11 protein-coding genes and 1 pseudogene are annotated in these 16686 nt (G+C 47.1%); 2 read left to right on the forward strand and 10 right to left on the reverse strand.

The genetic code is table 11. The features are described 5' to 3' along the window. Nucleotides 1–15: 15 nt before the first annotated feature. The 5 genes from mngB to ACQ4MX_RS13745 all read right to left on the reverse strand — a co-directional run bounded on the left by mngB (nt 16) and on the right by ACQ4MX_RS13745 (nt 5822). Complete coding sequence (gene mngB / locus ACQ4MX_RS13725) at nt 16–2691, reverse strand: mannosylglycerate hydrolase (RefSeq protein WP_431091160.1); 2676 nt, start codon at nt 2689–2691, stop codon at nt 16–18. 55 nt (nt 2692–2746) lie between these two features. After that, complete coding sequence (locus ACQ4MX_RS13730) at nt 2747–3862, reverse strand: PTS fructose transporter subunit IIC (protein ID WP_431091328.1); 1116 nt, start codon at nt 3860–3862, stop codon at nt 2747–2749. Between the two features lie 119 nt (nt 3863–3981). Then, on the reverse strand, nt 3982–4299 hold the full coding sequence (locus tag ACQ4MX_RS13735) for a PTS fructose transporter subunit IIB (RefSeq protein ID WP_137061234.1): 318 nt from the start codon (nt 4297–4299) through the stop codon (nt 3982–3984). A gap of 1 nt (nt 4300) precedes the next feature. Next, nucleotides 4301–4756: a PTS sugar transporter subunit IIA gene (locus ACQ4MX_RS13740; RefSeq protein WP_431091161.1), complete on the reverse strand. Its 456-nt coding sequence runs from the start codon at nt 4754–4756 to the stop codon at nt 4301–4303. 172 nt (nt 4757–4928) lie between these two features. Then, nucleotides 4929–5822 carry an AraC family transcriptional regulator gene (locus ACQ4MX_RS13745; protein WP_431091162.1) on the reverse strand — a complete coding sequence of 298 codons (894 nt, stop codon included), beginning with the start codon at nt 5820–5822 and terminating at the stop codon, nt 4929–4931. 191 nt (nt 5823–6013) lie between these two features. Between ACQ4MX_RS13745 and ACQ4MX_RS13750 the strand changes: the two genes are divergently transcribed. Then, entirely contained in the window at nt 6014–8215 is a 2202-nt protein-coding gene (locus ACQ4MX_RS13750) for a beta-L-arabinofuranosidase domain-containing protein (protein ID WP_431091329.1), read from the forward strand. A gap of 157 nt (nt 8216–8372) precedes the next feature. On the opposite strand, the pseudogene ACQ4MX_RS13755 reads toward ACQ4MX_RS13750, so the two are convergent. Both ACQ4MX_RS13755 and ACQ4MX_RS13760 read right to left on the reverse strand, forming a co-directional pair. Next, a pseudogene (locus ACQ4MX_RS13755) lies at nt 8373–9501 on the reverse strand (RDD family protein). Beyond that, nucleotides 9479–10351, reverse strand: a complete 873-nt coding sequence (locus tag ACQ4MX_RS13760; RefSeq protein WP_431091163.1) for a LysR family transcriptional regulator — start codon at nt 10349–10351, stop codon at nt 9479–9481. The pseudogene ACQ4MX_RS13755 and the gene ACQ4MX_RS13760 overlap by 23 nt, the downstream one beginning before the upstream one ends. Nucleotides 10352–10486: 135 nt before the next feature. Here ACQ4MX_RS13760 and ACQ4MX_RS13765 point away from each other — a divergent pair, with 135 nt between their 5' ends. Next, a complete protein-coding gene (locus ACQ4MX_RS13765; protein WP_431091164.1) occupies nt 10487–11476 on the forward strand; it encodes a zinc-binding dehydrogenase in 990 nt (329 codons plus the stop codon). Between the two features lie 85 nt (nt 11477–11561). On the opposite strand, the gene ACQ4MX_RS13770 is transcribed toward ACQ4MX_RS13765, so the two are convergent. From ACQ4MX_RS13770 to ACQ4MX_RS13780, 3 genes are all read right to left on the reverse strand, one after another. Next, nucleotides 11562–12953: an MATE family efflux transporter gene (locus ACQ4MX_RS13770; protein WP_431091166.1), complete on the reverse strand. Its 1392-nt coding sequence runs from the start codon at nt 12951–12953 to the stop codon at nt 11562–11564. Nucleotides 12954–13229: 276 nt separating this feature from the next. Beyond that, nucleotides 13230–14597 (reverse strand): glycoside-pentoside-hexuronide (GPH):cation symporter, encoded by a 1368-nt coding sequence (locus ACQ4MX_RS13775; RefSeq protein ID WP_431091167.1) that lies wholly within the window; start codon nt 14595–14597, stop codon nt 13230–13232. Between the two features lie 27 nt (nt 14598–14624). After that, on the reverse strand, nt 14625–16568 hold the full coding sequence (locus tag ACQ4MX_RS13780; protein WP_431091168.1) for a glycoside hydrolase family 127 protein: 1944 nt from the start codon (nt 16566–16568) through the stop codon (nt 14625–14627). Nucleotides 16569–16686: the final 118 nt, after the last annotated feature.

Consider the following 16686-nt stretch of genomic DNA (forward strand, 5'->3'; position numbering starts at 1 on the left):
TGTTTTGTTTCCGCGTTACTTCGACTCAGGCGTCACCAGTACCGTCAACAGCTTGCAATGCCCCAACTCCGGTAAAGATGCACCTTCGGCATTCGATGAGGTCAACGTTTCTCCCTTGGAGCGCTCATCCAGTGAAGCCAGCTCGTAGTAAGCCGATTCACCAAAAGCGATCCGTCCGATTGCATTCTTCTCCAAATAAGGATTAAATACACGCACAATATATCCATCCGTATGCTCTGCTTTCTTGAATGCACTCAGGATCACATTCGAATCCTCGCTAAAGGATAGCAGGCTGTAGTTTTGCTCAAATATTCTTTCTTCGTCACGGAAGGCGAAAATTAAACGACCATTCAGGAAGTCAGACAACTGGTAGCTGGTCAACGGCGTTAAATATTCCTTGGAAGCTTGAGCTATATTGGCTTCATCAAAACCGGACTCATGCACATGCAGGGCAAAAGTGAATGAAAGCTCGCCAATGAGCTGCGCATCCGGCGTTTCTACGATCTTTTCTCCCGAAGCGCGTCCCGGGCGGTACAACAGATTTTCCTTGCCCATAAACCCGAAAGTACGGAATAACGTCAGCGCTATTGTATCATGCTCTGAGCCTATGATTTCATATTCCCGTACGCCTCCGGTCAGCACCGCTACTCCACGGGAACCATCGTTCAGCGCAGCATAGCTTTGCAGAGCCTCAATCGTGATCGGTTTTTCTGTCCATTGCTCACGTTCCCACACCTCTACTTCTTCCAGCGTTGTTGGACGGGCAATGACTCCGAAGGGTTGATCCGCAATAGAAAGCTTGGAAGCAATTCCGGTGTCAAATAGCACCCGCAGACGGTGACTCAGCACACGATTGTCCACATCTACCGAGAAACGGATCAGACGCTCGCCTTTACGCAGGGAGACGGATGCCTGTAGCGGCAGTTCCGCAGAGGTTATGGCAGCGGCGCGTTCATTCAAATCGTACGGAACCTTTAGCTTCATACGGAGGGACAGCTCCTCGGCTACCGGACTTTTAGAGGTGATAGTCTCTACATCCGCACCGAGCGAAGAAACCGTAAGGTCACGTTCCGGCGGAGAATAGTTATAGGAATCTCCGTCATCCCCATTTTCCTCAAACACCATCTGATCCGCGTACACACGTCCCGAGATTTTATCCGTAATGCTTAATGCCCCGTTCTCCTGTACAGCTACGCTATAAAATTCGTTTTCAATACAGTTTCCATTACTGCGTTCTGCCGTGGCATCCCCGGTCGAACTGAAATCAAATACAATCTGCGTATATCCCATAGCAGGTACTTCCTGAAGCTCTACCAGAAGCTTTGCACAGAATACACGTTCAGGCAGATACACTTTTTTGCTCGGATTCAGGTAAATATGCTGACCAAGCACATAGTCCGTCTGTTCCACTTTTTTGGTAATCGTATACGGAAGCTGCTGTCCGTTCATATCCCGAATTACAAAGCTTCCCTCCGGTAAATAAGCATCAATCTCTGTAACGCCCTTACGCGGATAAGGCAATGTGTTAAAGATGGTGAAGGCAAAAGTCTCCTCCTGTTTAATCTTTGAAGCAATCAGGCGCTTATGCAGATCCAGCAGATTTTCCGCGATATCCCGCGCCTGCTTGTAGCGAAAAGCCACATCCCGGTTCGTCGTGTCACTGTTGCAGCCACCGATGCTGTCATGGGCAGCATTTTCAAACATCAGCTTCCAGATATCCTTCACGATATGATGCGGATATTCATGTCCCAGCGCATGACTGATGGACAGGACTGGCTCCAGCGTATTTACGATTAAATTTTCAATATAGTTATTTTGCTGCTTGAGGTCAGCTCGCGTAGAAAAGATCGACTTATGGATACGCATATGCTTCGCTTCCATAAGCTCTCCTTCCAGCACAGGAAGATCACTGCTGTCCTTTTCAATTTCTTCAAGGAAACGCTCCGGCTCATTCATCACATATTCTCGTTCCGGGTCAAGCTCGTTGAACTTGCGGATCAGCTCCGGCAGATTCAGGCGGACAGGCGCTTGATCGAAGCCGTTCGGAAGATAAACATGGCGAGTGGACGCCTTTTCCTCCAGCGCGCCGATTTGACTGTCCAGATATGCCTCAAGTTCTCCCGGTTCCTCCGGAATATTGCCGCCATAGTAGTACCCGAACGGGATTTGAACCGCAAACACCTGACTCCCATCCGAGCCCTTCCACAAAAATTCGGTTTTCGGGTTCGTATTGTCTGCTACACCGCGCCAGAACAGAAAGTGGCGAATGCCGAACTCCTGATAAATTTGCGGCATCTGCGCCGACTGACCGAAAGCATCCGGCACATAACCGACCTTCATCGCATGACCATATTTCTGCGCTGTCTCCATGCCATAGTACAGATTGCGAACCATGGATTCACCGGAAATGACTAGCTGATCCGTCTGCGTATACCACGGCCCGGTCATCAGGCGCTTGTCCGTCACAAGGCTGCGAATGCGTTCCTCGTCTTCGGGACACCATTTGATGTAATCATCCAGTAAGGACCCTTGGGCATCCAGCAGGTAATATTTGAATTCGTCCACATTTTCTAATGCATCCAGCACTTCTTTCACATGCTTTACCAAGTAAACTTTGGATCTGGAAGTGGTAAAGTACCACTCCCGATCCCAGTGAGTATGTGGAATGACATGCACTTTCGTACGGTTCATATCTCTATCTCCCTCCGTGTTGTCTATCTTCTATCTAGTGAAGTTCAGGAATAATTTAGTCAAATACCAGTTCGATGTCTTCTCCATTTTTCTTGACGGACGCTTCCTTTGTATCTACATGCTGCTTTTCTTCCTCACGGAAGTTGACGAGCAGGGTTCCCGCTACAATGATTAAAGCTCCCGTAATCCCTCCTGCGAGATAAGCAAACGGAGTACCTACAGATATCGCGCCATACAGGCCGCCGATTGGAGGCATGATGACATGTGCGCCCAACAAAGCTGTCAATGCCGCACCTGCTGCGCAGGCAATCATGTTCAACGGAATCAGCTTGGCAGGGTTGCGCAACGTAAAAGGAATAGCCCCTTCGGTGATTCCAATAACGCCCATGATGACCGAGCCTTTTCCAGCTTCCCGATACGTTTTGGAAAAACGACGTTTCAGAATCAGAGTCGCAAGCCCATAGCCCAAGGGTGGAATACAGATAGCAATGTTTACGAAAATATTAGGCAAATACACACCTGACAGGAATAACGCATTTCCCGCCATCCAGGCTGCTTTATTGACAGGTCCGCCAAGGTCGAACCCGATCATGGCGCCCAAAATCAGGGCAAGCACGAGGGTGCTGGTTCCGCTTTCACTCATATGCTTGATCCAGTTAACCAGTCCTTCGTTAATCGCACTGAGCGGTCCCCCCAGGATGACGGACATGAGAATCCCCGTTAAGCCTACGGTAATGAGCGGTAGAATAATCAGTGGAACAGAACCCGCGGCTGGGCCTGTGATTTTCACTTTATTTTTCACCCACAGGGTGAGGTATCCGGCAAAGAACCCGGCAACGAGCGCGCCCAGAAAACCAGCGTTCGTTTCCTGTGCCAGTACGCCACCAATCAGCCCCGCAGCAAGCGCAGGCTTATCGGCAATCGAGTAGGCGATATATCCGGCCAGCACCATGTTCAGCAGCCCGATTCCGCGCCAGCCGACATTTTCCATCAAGTATAAAATATGAAGAAATCCGCTTTTATCGGCATAGGGGCCAAAGTCCGTGACCCCCATCGTCAGTCCAATAATCTTACACACCGCAACAATCAGGGAACCTGCAATAATAACTGGCAGGAGGTAGGAAATGCCTGTCATTAGATGCTTTCTAACTTCACTCAGCCATTTTTTCATCATGTTCTCTCCTATCTTGAATACTACTGTTATCCAAAGGCTAATCGGTTGTTATTCAAGGCAGCTACGCTGCTGCTTTTCTTTTTTACTACATGTCGCTGTTCCCTGTAGCCTTAGCCTTATTTTTGAGCAGATATGGCTTCCACCGCTTTGGTGAGAACCGCTTCCGCATTGTTGACCGCATGACCGATTTTGACGCGAACGATCCGTTTATCCTCAAAACGCTCCGCATCCTTTACCGTCTGGTCCGAGGCAATCAGTACAAAATCCGCTGCTGCAATCTCTTCCTCCGTAAGCTTGTTCACCTGGCCTAGCGCACCCTGCTGTTCCACTTTAATGTTGTGACCGAGCTGTGCTGCTGCTTTTTCCAGTGCTTTTGCCGCCATGGGGGTATGAGCCAAACCTGCTATACATGATGTAACGCCTACAATTTTCATTTTATGACACCAACCCTTCTGTATATTGTTCGAGCAAATGATACACATCGTCGCTGCTCTTGGCACCCGCTACTGCCTCTTTGAAGGAATCCTCCAATAGAAGGGTTGCGAGTGAGGAAATAATTTGCAAATGAGATACATCCACGGAACCTTTTGGCACCAAAATACTGAAAATATACTGGACAGGCTTACCATCATGAGATGCCCAATCAATACTATCTTGCAATCGGATAATTAGAACTGCTGGTCTTGTGACTGCTTCGCTCTGCGTATGAGGTATGGCAAACTGATCCTGAAGGCCCGTCGAATATACCTTCTCCCTTTCCCACAAATCCTGCACCAGCTGCTCTCTATGGACGGTGACACCCAACTTCTCAGCCTCTTGGGCAATAAATTCAAATACAGCCGATTTTGTCTCCAGCTTCTCATCCAGATAAATCTGTTCTCTAGTAATCATGGTGGATGTCTCTCCTCCCTTCTATCTATAAGTGAAACGCTTACAAGTCCATTCTAGTCGACTCCCCGCTAATGTTTTACCTATAAAATTTCCCTATCCAAGCGGAAATGCATTAGAGTTAATTTTTGGGAATGGAAAAGAAAAAAAGCGCACTAGGCGCTTTGGCTTGCCGTCAGACTTTGTTCATAAATGTTTTGTGATAGGCATTCCGGTACTGCGAAGGGGTCATATTCACTATTTTTTTAAACATACGCATAAAGTACTTCTCATCCGTATATCCCGCTTCTTCCGCAACCTGCCTAATGCTCATATCTGTACGGGAAATCAGTTCCTTGGCTTTATTGATACGGATGCTGTGAATGAACTCCAAGGGGCGCATACCTGTATTTTGCTTGAACAAACGGGATATATAATCCTTGTTGTAATTGAATTTTCGGGCTAAATCCGTCACGGTTATCGGTTCTTCCGCATGAATACGGGTCCACTCGATAATCTTGTTAAAGCTCATATTCCCCTGTGGGCTGGCGGGACTGGAGGTCAAGCGGCTGAGAGCCAGCTCGGATATCTCAATCAGCAGCGAGGTGAACAGATAATTGGCACTGTGATGCGTAAGGTAATGTGAGTTGGCTACATGCAAAATCTGATTGACGATTATATGAATCCGGTCTCCATTGCCTGCGCGTACACATTGCGGTATATAGATATCCCGTACAAAGCCATGGCGCTGCAAATGAGCATCCATAACACGGGTCTCCTGCTTCATTTCTTCATTAGATAATACATTTGGGGTCGTGGGAACATCAAAGTGAAACCAGTAAAATGTAACTCCCGGCAACGATTCTTGATATCCTCCATGTGTGCGACCGGGATAAAGCAACATAATATCTCCTTCCCCGATCTCAAAATGCTCTTGTTCCTCCCGTATATATACCGTCTCCCGCACACCAAGGATCAGCTCAAAGTTCTCAATGGAACGGCTCATATGCTTCCAGGGCACCTCGGAAACAAACTCGCCTGCCGAGATTAGTTGAATGGGAGCATCTACATTGACTTTCAGATAGGTCATGTTATCGCCTCTTTAGCTTCATGTTCGGATTTGTCCACCCATTGTATGGTTAAGCTACTGACATACCGCGATGGCAATGCTAATGTAGTGGAGAAATATACACTTTCATCTTAGCTAAGGAGCGATGATTTTGAAAGCAGAAGCTTGACTTGCATAACGTAAGCATTGATTCCGGCCCACTTTTACATGCTATGGAACTGAACGCGGCCTATCTGTTGAGTTTGGAACCCGACCGTTTATTATCGCGCTTTCGTGAATATGCAGGACTGGAGCCCAAAGCGGCTCACTATGAAGGCTGGGAATCCCGCGGCATCAGTGGGCATACTCTCGGACACTATCTGTCCGGCTGCTCGCTGATGTTTGCCTCAACAGGTGACGAAAAGCTGCTTGCACGAGTACATTATGTCATCGACGAGCTGGAAATATGCCAAAACAGCCATGGAAACGGATACATTTCCGGGATTCCGCGCGGGAAAGAGCTTTTCGAGGAAGTGAAGACTGGCGATATACGCTCTCAGGGCTTTGATCTGAACGGAGGCTGGGTACCGCTATACACCATGCATAAGCTCTTCGCAGGCTTGCGGGACGCTCATCTACTCGCGCATCATCCCAAGGCTCTGCCGATGGAAATCAAACTCGGCAACTGGCTGGAGGATGTATTCCAAGGGCTGAACGATGATCAGGTGCAGCAGGTGCTTCATTGCGAGTTTGGCGGCATGAACGAGGTGCTGACGGATCTGGCCGAACATTCCGGGGAAGAGCGCTTCTTGAAGCTGGCAGAACGCTTTTATCATGGGGAAGTGCTGAACGATCTGGCAGAAAACCACGATACGCTGGCAGGACGGCATGCCAATACCCAAATTCCCAAAATCATTGGCGCTGCACGGCAATATGAAATGACTGGAAAACCGCAGTATGCGGATCTCTCCCGCTTTTTTTGGGATCGGGTTGTTCACAAGCATTCCTATGTCATTGGCGGCAATAGCTATAATGAGCATTTTGGGGAGCCGGGGAAGCTGAATGACCGTCTGGGCGAAGGCACCTGTGAAACCTGTAACACCTACAACATGCTGAAATTAACGAGGCATATGTTCGAATGGGACGCATATGCAGCGTACGCAGACTACTATGAACGAGCAATGTTCAATCATATTCTGGCTTCACAGCAGCCTGTCGATGGACGTGTATGCTATTTTGTATCGCTGGAAATGGGAGGGCACAAGTCCTTCAATTCTCAATATGAGGATTTTACATGCTGTGTCGGGTCCGGGATGGAAAGCCACTCCATGTACGGTACTGCAATCTACTTTCACACGCCAAAAACGATCTATGTCAATCAATATGTCCCTTCGACCGTGACCTGGGATGAGATGGGCGTACAGCTCAAACAAGAGACTCTCTTTCCGCAAAATGGTCGGGGAACGCTGCGCGTCATCAGCAAGGAGTCAAAACTCTTTACGATCAAGCTGAGATGCCCGCATTGGGCGGAGCAAGGGATGATGATTAAAATCAACGGGGAAGAGTATGCTACAGAGGCTTGTCCTACCAGCTACGTTGTAATCGAACGGGAATGGAACGATGGGGATACGATCGAGTACGACATTCCTATGACAGTAAGAGTGGAGGAAATGCCGGATAATCCGCGCCGGATTGCCTTTATGTACGGTCCGCTTGTGCTGGCTGGAGACCTTGGCCCTGTCATACAGGAGTCCAATGAGGAGCGCCTGCTGGCATCTGTACTGATCGGATCGGCCGATTCTTTGACAACGAAGCTGATTGCTGACGGGAACGAGCCTAATACATTCCGTATGAGTGACTTGGGCTATGTCGGAGACTTGCAGCTTCGTCCGTTTTATCAGATGTATGATCGTTCTTATACCGTCTATTGGGATCTCTTTTCCCAGGAGGAATGGGCGTCAACAGAGGCAGAATACCGTGCCGCGTTAGCGTACCAGCTGGAGCTGGAACGACGTACGGTGGATGTTGTGCAGCCTGCTGAAATGCAGCCGGAACGGGATCATGCCTTTACGGGCGAGCATGTAAGTCTAGGGTCCATCTATAATCGCAAATATCGCGATACATGGCCTGGGGGCTGGTTCTCTTTTGTGATGAAGGTTCTCCCGGATGAGCCTGTCCAATTAGCGGTAACCTATCTGAAGGACTCGAGCCGCTTCAAGAGCTCTCATCACGACTTCGACATCACCGCAGATGGTCAGATGTTAGGAGAAGGCAAGCTGGAGTCGGAGGAAATGAATAAATTTGAAACGTTCGCCTATGAGCTTCCTCAGTCCGTAACGAATCAAAAAAATGAAGTTACGATTCGATTCACAGCTCACCAGCAAGGCAAGGTGGCGAAAGTCGCCGGATTGCGGATAATCAAAAGTTACCTATAGCGCCACTACGCAGTCGGATAGTGCTTCCCATCGCCCACCGGATTTCTGGAACAAAGCCCTTCATCGTTGGAAATCCGGGGGTGGTGATGCTTCCGAAGCGAGCTTTCCTACAGAAGGCTTTGAAAGCGACCGCTTCGCTTGTACAGCACCATTCCGCCTACTCCGTTTTAATGTTCATTTCGCGGAAGCTGTCTCTAATCTTGCGCAACTCTTGCTGTGATCGACCATATCGGGAGGCGTACGTCCAGGTAAGCACTTGATGATAATGCGAAGGAGTCTCTATCGTAGTCACGTTATACATAACTGGAGTATCTTCCACTTCTCCTTTTAATGTAAATTCAATAGCAGGATAGCCGTTTACCATGATGTTGGAAGCCCTGATTCTATATGGCCCTGAATGATCTGTTTATACTCTTGAAGAGTCATACTGCTGTCGAAATCGCTTTTCGGTTCAGACAATACAATCAAGTATCTTTCTGTAAATTCATTTTTAATGGAGATATCCGCATCCTCATTAATCGTATAATCCCGTGACCAGCTCCACGGAGCCGTAACTTCAAACTGATCGTCCTTACTGGCAAAAACGTCGGGCTTGGTTACTTGTGTGATGAGAGAAGAAATAAGGGATACAGCAAAGATGGCCGAAATGATCGTCATCAGGATGATTACCCCGGTAAAAATTCCGGTTTTTTTCTGCTCACTGTCCCCAAATCCCGTACCTTAACCACATATGTATTCGCAGCCATATCGCCAAGCCGCTGTTTTTTGGGTGTCGCCAGCACACATATACCGGCGGGCAGCCCCCAAAAAAGCAGCGGATTCGTATCCACCAGATATATGAGGGTGCGGATCAAGGATTTAACCATGCCTGGCGGCCTTCCTTCTCCATTCACGACCTGAATACGAAGTACAAACTTGCCCAGTGTATAGCCTGTAAGTCCTTCCAGTAACAGATAATAGCAGAAGGAGCCAATCAGGAAGAGCATCACTACCATGCCCATATTTGGGCTCTCCGCTTCAGCTACTTTTTTCGCTGTAAAATAAACCAGCCCTCCATACCCGAAGACGATAAGAATGAAGTCGATCATCCAGGCGGCCCATCTTCTGAAAAAAATTGAGACACCGTATGTTTCTGATAATACTGCCATCTTATCCGGTTCTCGTCTCTGATAGCCGCCCTTCGTCGTATATGGTCCCGAAGCTACTGTAGATGGATTGTTCGTTACATCATGTTCTTCCAAATGATACACCTCTGTTGTCAATTTAATCCCGGTTAAGTATAGCATCCTTTTTCATCCAGTGAAGCAAGCCTGACAGTGCACTGGAGCAAACGGAATCCCGCCGATGAACAAACCACACCTCTAATTTGCGATATTCTTCAGGTAAACGATGAGAAGCAATACTTCCCGCCTCCTCTGCCTTTGCAATCGACGATTGTGGTAGCATGGACACCCCCAGACCAGAGGCTACACCACCCAAAATAACTTCCAATGTTCCAAATTCCATAATCTGATAGGTATTAATACCTGTTTCGCTCAGAAAGCTTTCCGCTCTTGTAGGATGCGTGCAGCCTACGTCGAAGAACAGCATAGGCTTGGCAAGCAGCTCGCCCATGTTCTTGTTCCCAGGTTCCGAGATAAGCACCAATTCCTCTTCATAGGCCGCAACATGGTCCATATGCGGATCATCGACGGGGCCATAGACGAACGCTCCATCTAATTCGTAATTCAATACCTTTTGTACGAGATCATGGGTGCTGCCTGTCATAAGCGATAGATGGACATCAGGATATTGAGCGTGATATTCCGTCAATAAAGAAGTCAGATGCGTAACCGCCGCTGTCTCAATCGAGCCCAATCGCAAAGGTCCCGTAGGATGGTCCGAATATTGAGTGGACTTTACAGCCTCGTCCAGCAAGGTCAGGATTGTATCCGCATATTCCAGCAGATTCTCTCCTGCCGGCGTTAGCGTCATTCCCCGATTAGATCGACGAAAAAGCGGTACGTTCAATTGTGCCTCAAGCTGCTGAATCCGGGAGGTCACATTGGACTGTACATAGTTCAAAACCTGCGCAGCCTTCGTGATACTGCCCTCGCGAGCAACAGCCTGAAATATTTTCAAATCACTGCTTTCCATATATACGTCACCTGCTTGGTATGATCATTTATGATACTCACGTTCGATTTTGTTCATTTTACCGGATGCTTATCGCTCTGTACAATTCAATATACATGCAAATGCATCTCAATTCGAACCACGGGAGGTTTTACAATGAAAGCCATAATACATGCCAGCAAAAACGGCCTTGAGGGCCTTATGTATAAAGAAGTTACGGACAGACAGCCGGGGCACGACGAAGTGAAGGTAAGGCTCCAAACCGCAGGATTGAATCATCGAGATCTATTCCTCATGGCGGATCGAACCGCCAACGATGCTCCACTCATTCTCGGGTCGGATGGCGCAGGCGTGATCGAGGCTGTGGGCGATGGCGTCCCAATCTCGCTGGTAGGCACCGATGTAATCATTAATCCATGTATCGGATGGGAGCATACGCACCACATTCCCTTGGTTCCAGCCATTCTGGGCGGACCTTCAGACGGGACATTCGCTGAATCGGTTATCATCCCCGTCCAAAATGCCGTCCGCAAGCCAGCTTACCTATCTTGGGACGAAGCAGGGGTGCTACCTTTGTCTGCCTTGACCGCTTACCGCGCTCTCTTTACCAGAGGCCAATTACAGCAGGGTGAGCATGTCCTCATTCCCGGTATTGGCGGCGGTGTAGCCACGTATGCCATGCTTATGGCTTTAGCGGCGGGCGCACGGGTCAGCGTCACATCACGTAGCGAAGCGAAAAGACAAGCTGCCCTCGCCCATGGCGCAAATCATGCATTTGACAGCCATGGCGATTGGAAAGAAAGTGTAAACGGAGACGCCGTGGATCTGATCCTTGACAGTATCGGCCCTGCTACGTTCGACAAATACATGGAAATCCTCAAACCGAACGGTCGAATCGTTACATTTGGCGCAAGCTCAGGAGATCGAATAGAGATTCCGCTGCGGTCTATATTTTTCCCTCAAATCAGCATCATCGGCACCTCCATGGGCAGCGGCGAGGAATTCGCAGATATGCTTCAATTCATGGAGCGCCATGCACTCCATCCAATTATAGATAGCGTATTCCCTTTACAAGACACGGCACAAGCCTTCCACCGTATGCAGCAGGGAGCACAGTTGGGTAATATAGGGATCAGGATGAAGTAAGAGCCTGAACGAAGTACAGGAAGAAAAAAATCCACTACTATAAAATGCCTTCATCCAGAAGTAAATTTTATGGTAGTGGACCTATTCAGTCGATCAAACGATGCTGGACCCATTTGTTGCCACGGAAGCGCCAAAGGAAAACGCCCCCCCGCACGCCCCATTCAATATCCATAGCCAGCCAGACACCAACAATCCCCAGATTGAACACAATGCCCAAAATATACCCAAGCACCACCCTGCACAACCACATGGACAGCATCGAGGTGAGGGACGTAAATTTCGAATCACCTGCTGCCCTAAGCGCAGAGGGTGTAATAAAGGCAATGGACCAGAGCGGAATCTGGGCCAACGTATTAATCAGTATGACAATGAAAATGTCATCTACGATTTCAGCAGGAGGATGAAACAGACCCACCATTGGCTTGAACAAAGGCATCAGGATTAGTCCCATTACAATAAAAGAAGAAGACGATAGCCAAATAAATGATTTGGTAAACTTTCTGGCATCCTCGACATTTCGACGACCCATACATTGACCGACTACAGTCACAATCGTAAGAGCCAAGGCATTCGCAGGAATTTGGAACACGTTAGCCAGTGATGAGCAAATGGCATTCGTCGCCAACGCATTGGTCCCCAGGCTCACAATGAAAATTTGGGTTAAAATTTTACCCCCATTGAAAAACATCTGCTCTGCTGCAAATGGAAGTCCGATGAACAGAATCTTTTTAAGCATGGCTAGATTAAAATAAAGCATATCTCTAAGCTGAACACGCAAGTCGTCATCTACCCTGACCAAATAGATCAACGCACAGACTGCCCCTGCATATCTGGACACGTTTACGGCAATCGTCATGCCCAGCACACCCATATCCAATACATTAATGAATACTACATTTAGAAACACGTACGAGAGGTTCATGATGAGAGAAAGAGCCAGCGATGCCCTCGTCTTCCCGATCCCCCTCAGCGCTCCACACACCGCCTCAACGATCGCAATCCCCACGAAAGACATACAGCTTCCCAGCAGATACACCTTACCGTTAGCTAATACATCAGCCGAGGCGGAACCAAACAGAACACTTAAGATCGGATTGTACAACACGATCATAAACAGACTGATAGCCAAGGCCAGCAAGGAAACGGAGGAAATGGTGCCGGATGCGGCTTTAGAGACCATAAGGTCGTTACCGCTCCCCTTATACTGTGCCACGACAACCGTCCCCCCGGTAGACACAGCGACAAATACATTAATCAAGAAAATATTCAGGGAATCAATCATATTCACCGCGCTGACCGCCGCCATACCCGATGAACTGATCATTGCCGTATTCACCAAATTAAGACCCACGATAAAAGCCTGATCAATCAGAAGCGGGATAAACAGAGCAATAATCTGTCGATAATCAATAGATGCTCCCGAAAAATGCTTATTCAGAAAGCCATGTGTTCTCACTCTTACACTCAGTTGACTCATATCATCACATTCTTTTTATCAAATTGAAAAAAACCCTTCAACAGAAGAGCTTCCATGGCGAAAAAATGTATAAAGTTGCAAGGCTAGATGTATCTAGTTCTTGATTCTGTACACTTTTCTCTACATAGAAGTATCACTCCAAAAGAAAATCCTGTCAATGGTTTTACTCACATTTGAATAGAAAAAAACATAAAAACCTGCTCAGCTCAGTGAACAGGTTTTGAAGTAGCATTAATGTTTTACGATATGATTAAATCCTTGTTAAACGAATTACAATTACCTTCTCGCAATTAAATCCTGTTGAATGGATACTTCATTCTTTTCGAATTTTTTATACAAAAACATAGGAATGATGCCGATCAGGAAGATGATAAACGGTAGCCAGATAAAGCTGAACTGAATTCCAGACAACGCAGTAGGGGTTTGAACTTTCCCAGCGATGTAACCGGTGCTGCCCATGATCCATGCTGGCAATAATCCGCCGATTCCGCTACCTGCTTTAATACAGAATGCGCTTCCAATGGAGGTCAGGAATCCACTTGCCCGAATACCATTTTTCCATTCCCCGTAATCGACTGTATCTGATAACATCGCAAACGGCATAGAACATGCAAAGCCTGATCCTAACGCACCAATAATCCAACCGATAATAATGAGGGTTAAGTCTGTACTGCCCATTAAAATCACGACCTGACCCAGTGCAGCCAAAATCAATCCAATAATCATGATACTATTTTTACTTAATTTTCTGGCGAAAAACGGAATGAGAACCATCGAGATCAATTGTAATGAGGTCAGTCCGTTGATTAAAGGGACCAGGTCTTTGCTGTCCAGATTGTATTGCAGATAAAAGATAAGCGTGGCTGAACGGATATTCAAGCCAATCCAATAGCACAGGTTAGCAGCTACGACGAGCATCCAGGGCCAGTTTCGTTTGATAGCTGTAAAGCTCTTGGCAATGGGAATCGACTTGGTTTTAACCCCTGCATTTTCTCGCAAATCAGCAAATGCTATCAAAAACATGATAATAGCCATGATTCCAAATAAAACGAGCGTTAAGGAAAAACCTTTTTGATCATTCCCCTGTCCAAAGAAGGCAACCAGAGGCAATGTAAACGTCGTAGCTATGAAGAAGCCCACATTCCCCCCGACCATACGGAAGGAGTTCAATACGACGCGCTCGTTAGAGTTGGTACTCAGGTTAGGCAGAATGGACGTAATTGGCGTACTGATTCCTGTATACAGGATACCGGCTATGATATAAGTGATCGCAGCATACGCAATTTTTCCGGACTCACTCCAGTTGGGTGTTGTGAACGTAAGAAACATGAACACCGCAAACGGGATACATAACCATAGAAAATAAGGTCTACTCTGCCCATATTTTGACTTGGTTCGGTCAATCAGGATGCCCCAAATCGGGGCATCAATGGCATCAATGAAGCGGGTGATAAATAGTAACGTCCCGGCAATCCCAATAGAAAGACCGAACACATCGGTATAAAAATATAATAGATAGCTGGAAATGACACAGTATAAAAGGTTGCCCGCCGTATCTGTTAATGAATAACTGATTTTACGATGAAAAGGAACGGTACTGTCTGCTTTCTCGGGTGGTTCCGTACTCACAATTCTCGTGCTCATGATCTCTTCTCTCCCCATACGAATGAATTATGATTCATAAACCCACACACGCATTTCTCCTTTATCCCGATTGCACCAGGCGTAGTAAGGAATAGCTGTGATTTGTTGAGAAACCAATTCAGGGGGCTCCGAGCTATATAATGTCGGTGAACCTTTCACCCGATACCCCTCCGTGGTCAGCTTTACAATGCCACCAAGCAGGTTTTCGCTAAACTCTTCGGTAATGAGACTGTCCTTGGGCAATCTTAATCCCGCCAGGTTCTCCCCGTTATCCACTTCTTCCAGACAAAACACGATTGGGCCGCGTTGGAGAGCAACTTGCTGCTGATTCATGGAGACAAGAGGATTGCTCCGAATCCGTTCAACGGGCATAGCCAAATGCAGAGTTACCACATCACCGTCATTCCAGGTGCGTTGAATTTCTACATAGCCTTTTTCCAGATGGTGTAATGAAATGGTTTCTCCATTCACCTTCACCTCTGCCTGCTTGCACCACCCCGGAATCCGAAGTCCCCATGTAAAGGAAGTCGGCTCTGCTGCATGAATCGAAAAGGTCAGGTCCGCATCCCATGGATAATGATGAGTTTGTGTAATTTCCACCTTTTGACCAGATAAAACCATGTTTACCTTGCTTGCAATATACAGGTGCGTATACAGAGTATCCTCGGTTTGGGTATACATATTATCTTCGACCGAAGCGATCATGCGCGCTAAATTGGGTGGACAGCACGCACAGAAGAACCATTTTTGCCGTTCTGTTTTTACGTGCTCCTGATCTTTTCTGGATTTTTGAAAAGGATTTACTTCCAGTGGGTTTACGTAGAAAAATCGTTTTCCATCCAGATCCATCCCACTAATCGTTCCATTGTACAGCGCACGTTCCAGCACATCGGCATATTTCCGGTCTGGCGCTAAGCGCAGCATACGATTGGCCCAAAAAGCCAGCCCTACAGAGGCACAGGTTTCGCAGTACATGCTGTCATTCGGGAGATCATGATTGCAAGTGAACGCTTCTGCATTTACAGAAGAGCCTATGCCGGCGGTAATGTACATTTTTCGGTTCGTAACATCGTCCCACAGGGTTTCACAGGCTTTTAAAAGGGAGGCATCTCCTGTTTTCGCAGCCAAATCTGCCATTGCAATATACAGATACACCGCTCTTACGGCATGACCGACGGCCTCTGTTTGTTTCCGAACAGGCTTGTGTGCCTGCTGGTATTCAAAGCCTAAGCCAAAATTAATATTGTTATCATCATTCCAGGTGGGCTCTGTTTGAATTTGTTTTCTGTTCTCTCGTTCCTCTTCAAAATAAATCGGGTGCTGCCCACGCTGTTCGATAAAATATTGTGCTAATTTTAAATACTTATCATTTTCAGTCACATCATATAATTTGATCAAAGCCAGCTCGATTTCTTCATGCCCAGGGTAGCCTTTTCGTTTGCCCTCTTCCGTACCAAAAATCTGCTGGATCAGGTCCACGTATTTCTCCATAATGTGAAGAAACTTCGTTTTGCCTGTCGTTTCGTAATAGGCGACCGCCGCTTCTATAAAATGTCCCGCACAATATAGCTCATGGTTATCGCGTAAGTTGGTCCAACGATTGTTGGGCTCTTTCAGCAAATAATACGTATTCAAATATCCATCTTCAGCTTGAGCTCTTCCTAGCAGCGCAATCACTTCATCCGCCCGTTCTTCAAGTTCAGGGTTCGGATGATCCCTTAAACTAAACGCCACCGTTTCCAGCCATTTGGCAATATCACTATCTTGGAAAACGGTTCCATAATACTCCCCGCTGGATTCACCAGCCGCAATTTTAAAGTTTTCAATCGCATGACTGGGTTCTGTATCTGGTAATTCATCATTTAATGCTTTCCACTGATAAGGAATGACCTCTTCCGCCACAACCTGCTTATACTTTTTCCAAAATGAATCCTCAACGACGACATGTTTTACTGGCTTTGCTGTTTTCATTGGATAAACATCCCTTCCCGAAAATAGAACGCTTTCATTTTTGAAAAAATAAGGATAAAGTAAAGATAAATACCCGGCCAAGCTAACCTGTGCTTCCCTTGCTACAGTCCTTATTTTA

The organism is Paenibacillus sp. 8b26 (genome assembly GCF_050626875.1).
Taxonomy (GTDB): domain Bacteria; phylum Bacillota; class Bacilli; order Paenibacillales; family Paenibacillaceae; genus Paenibacillus.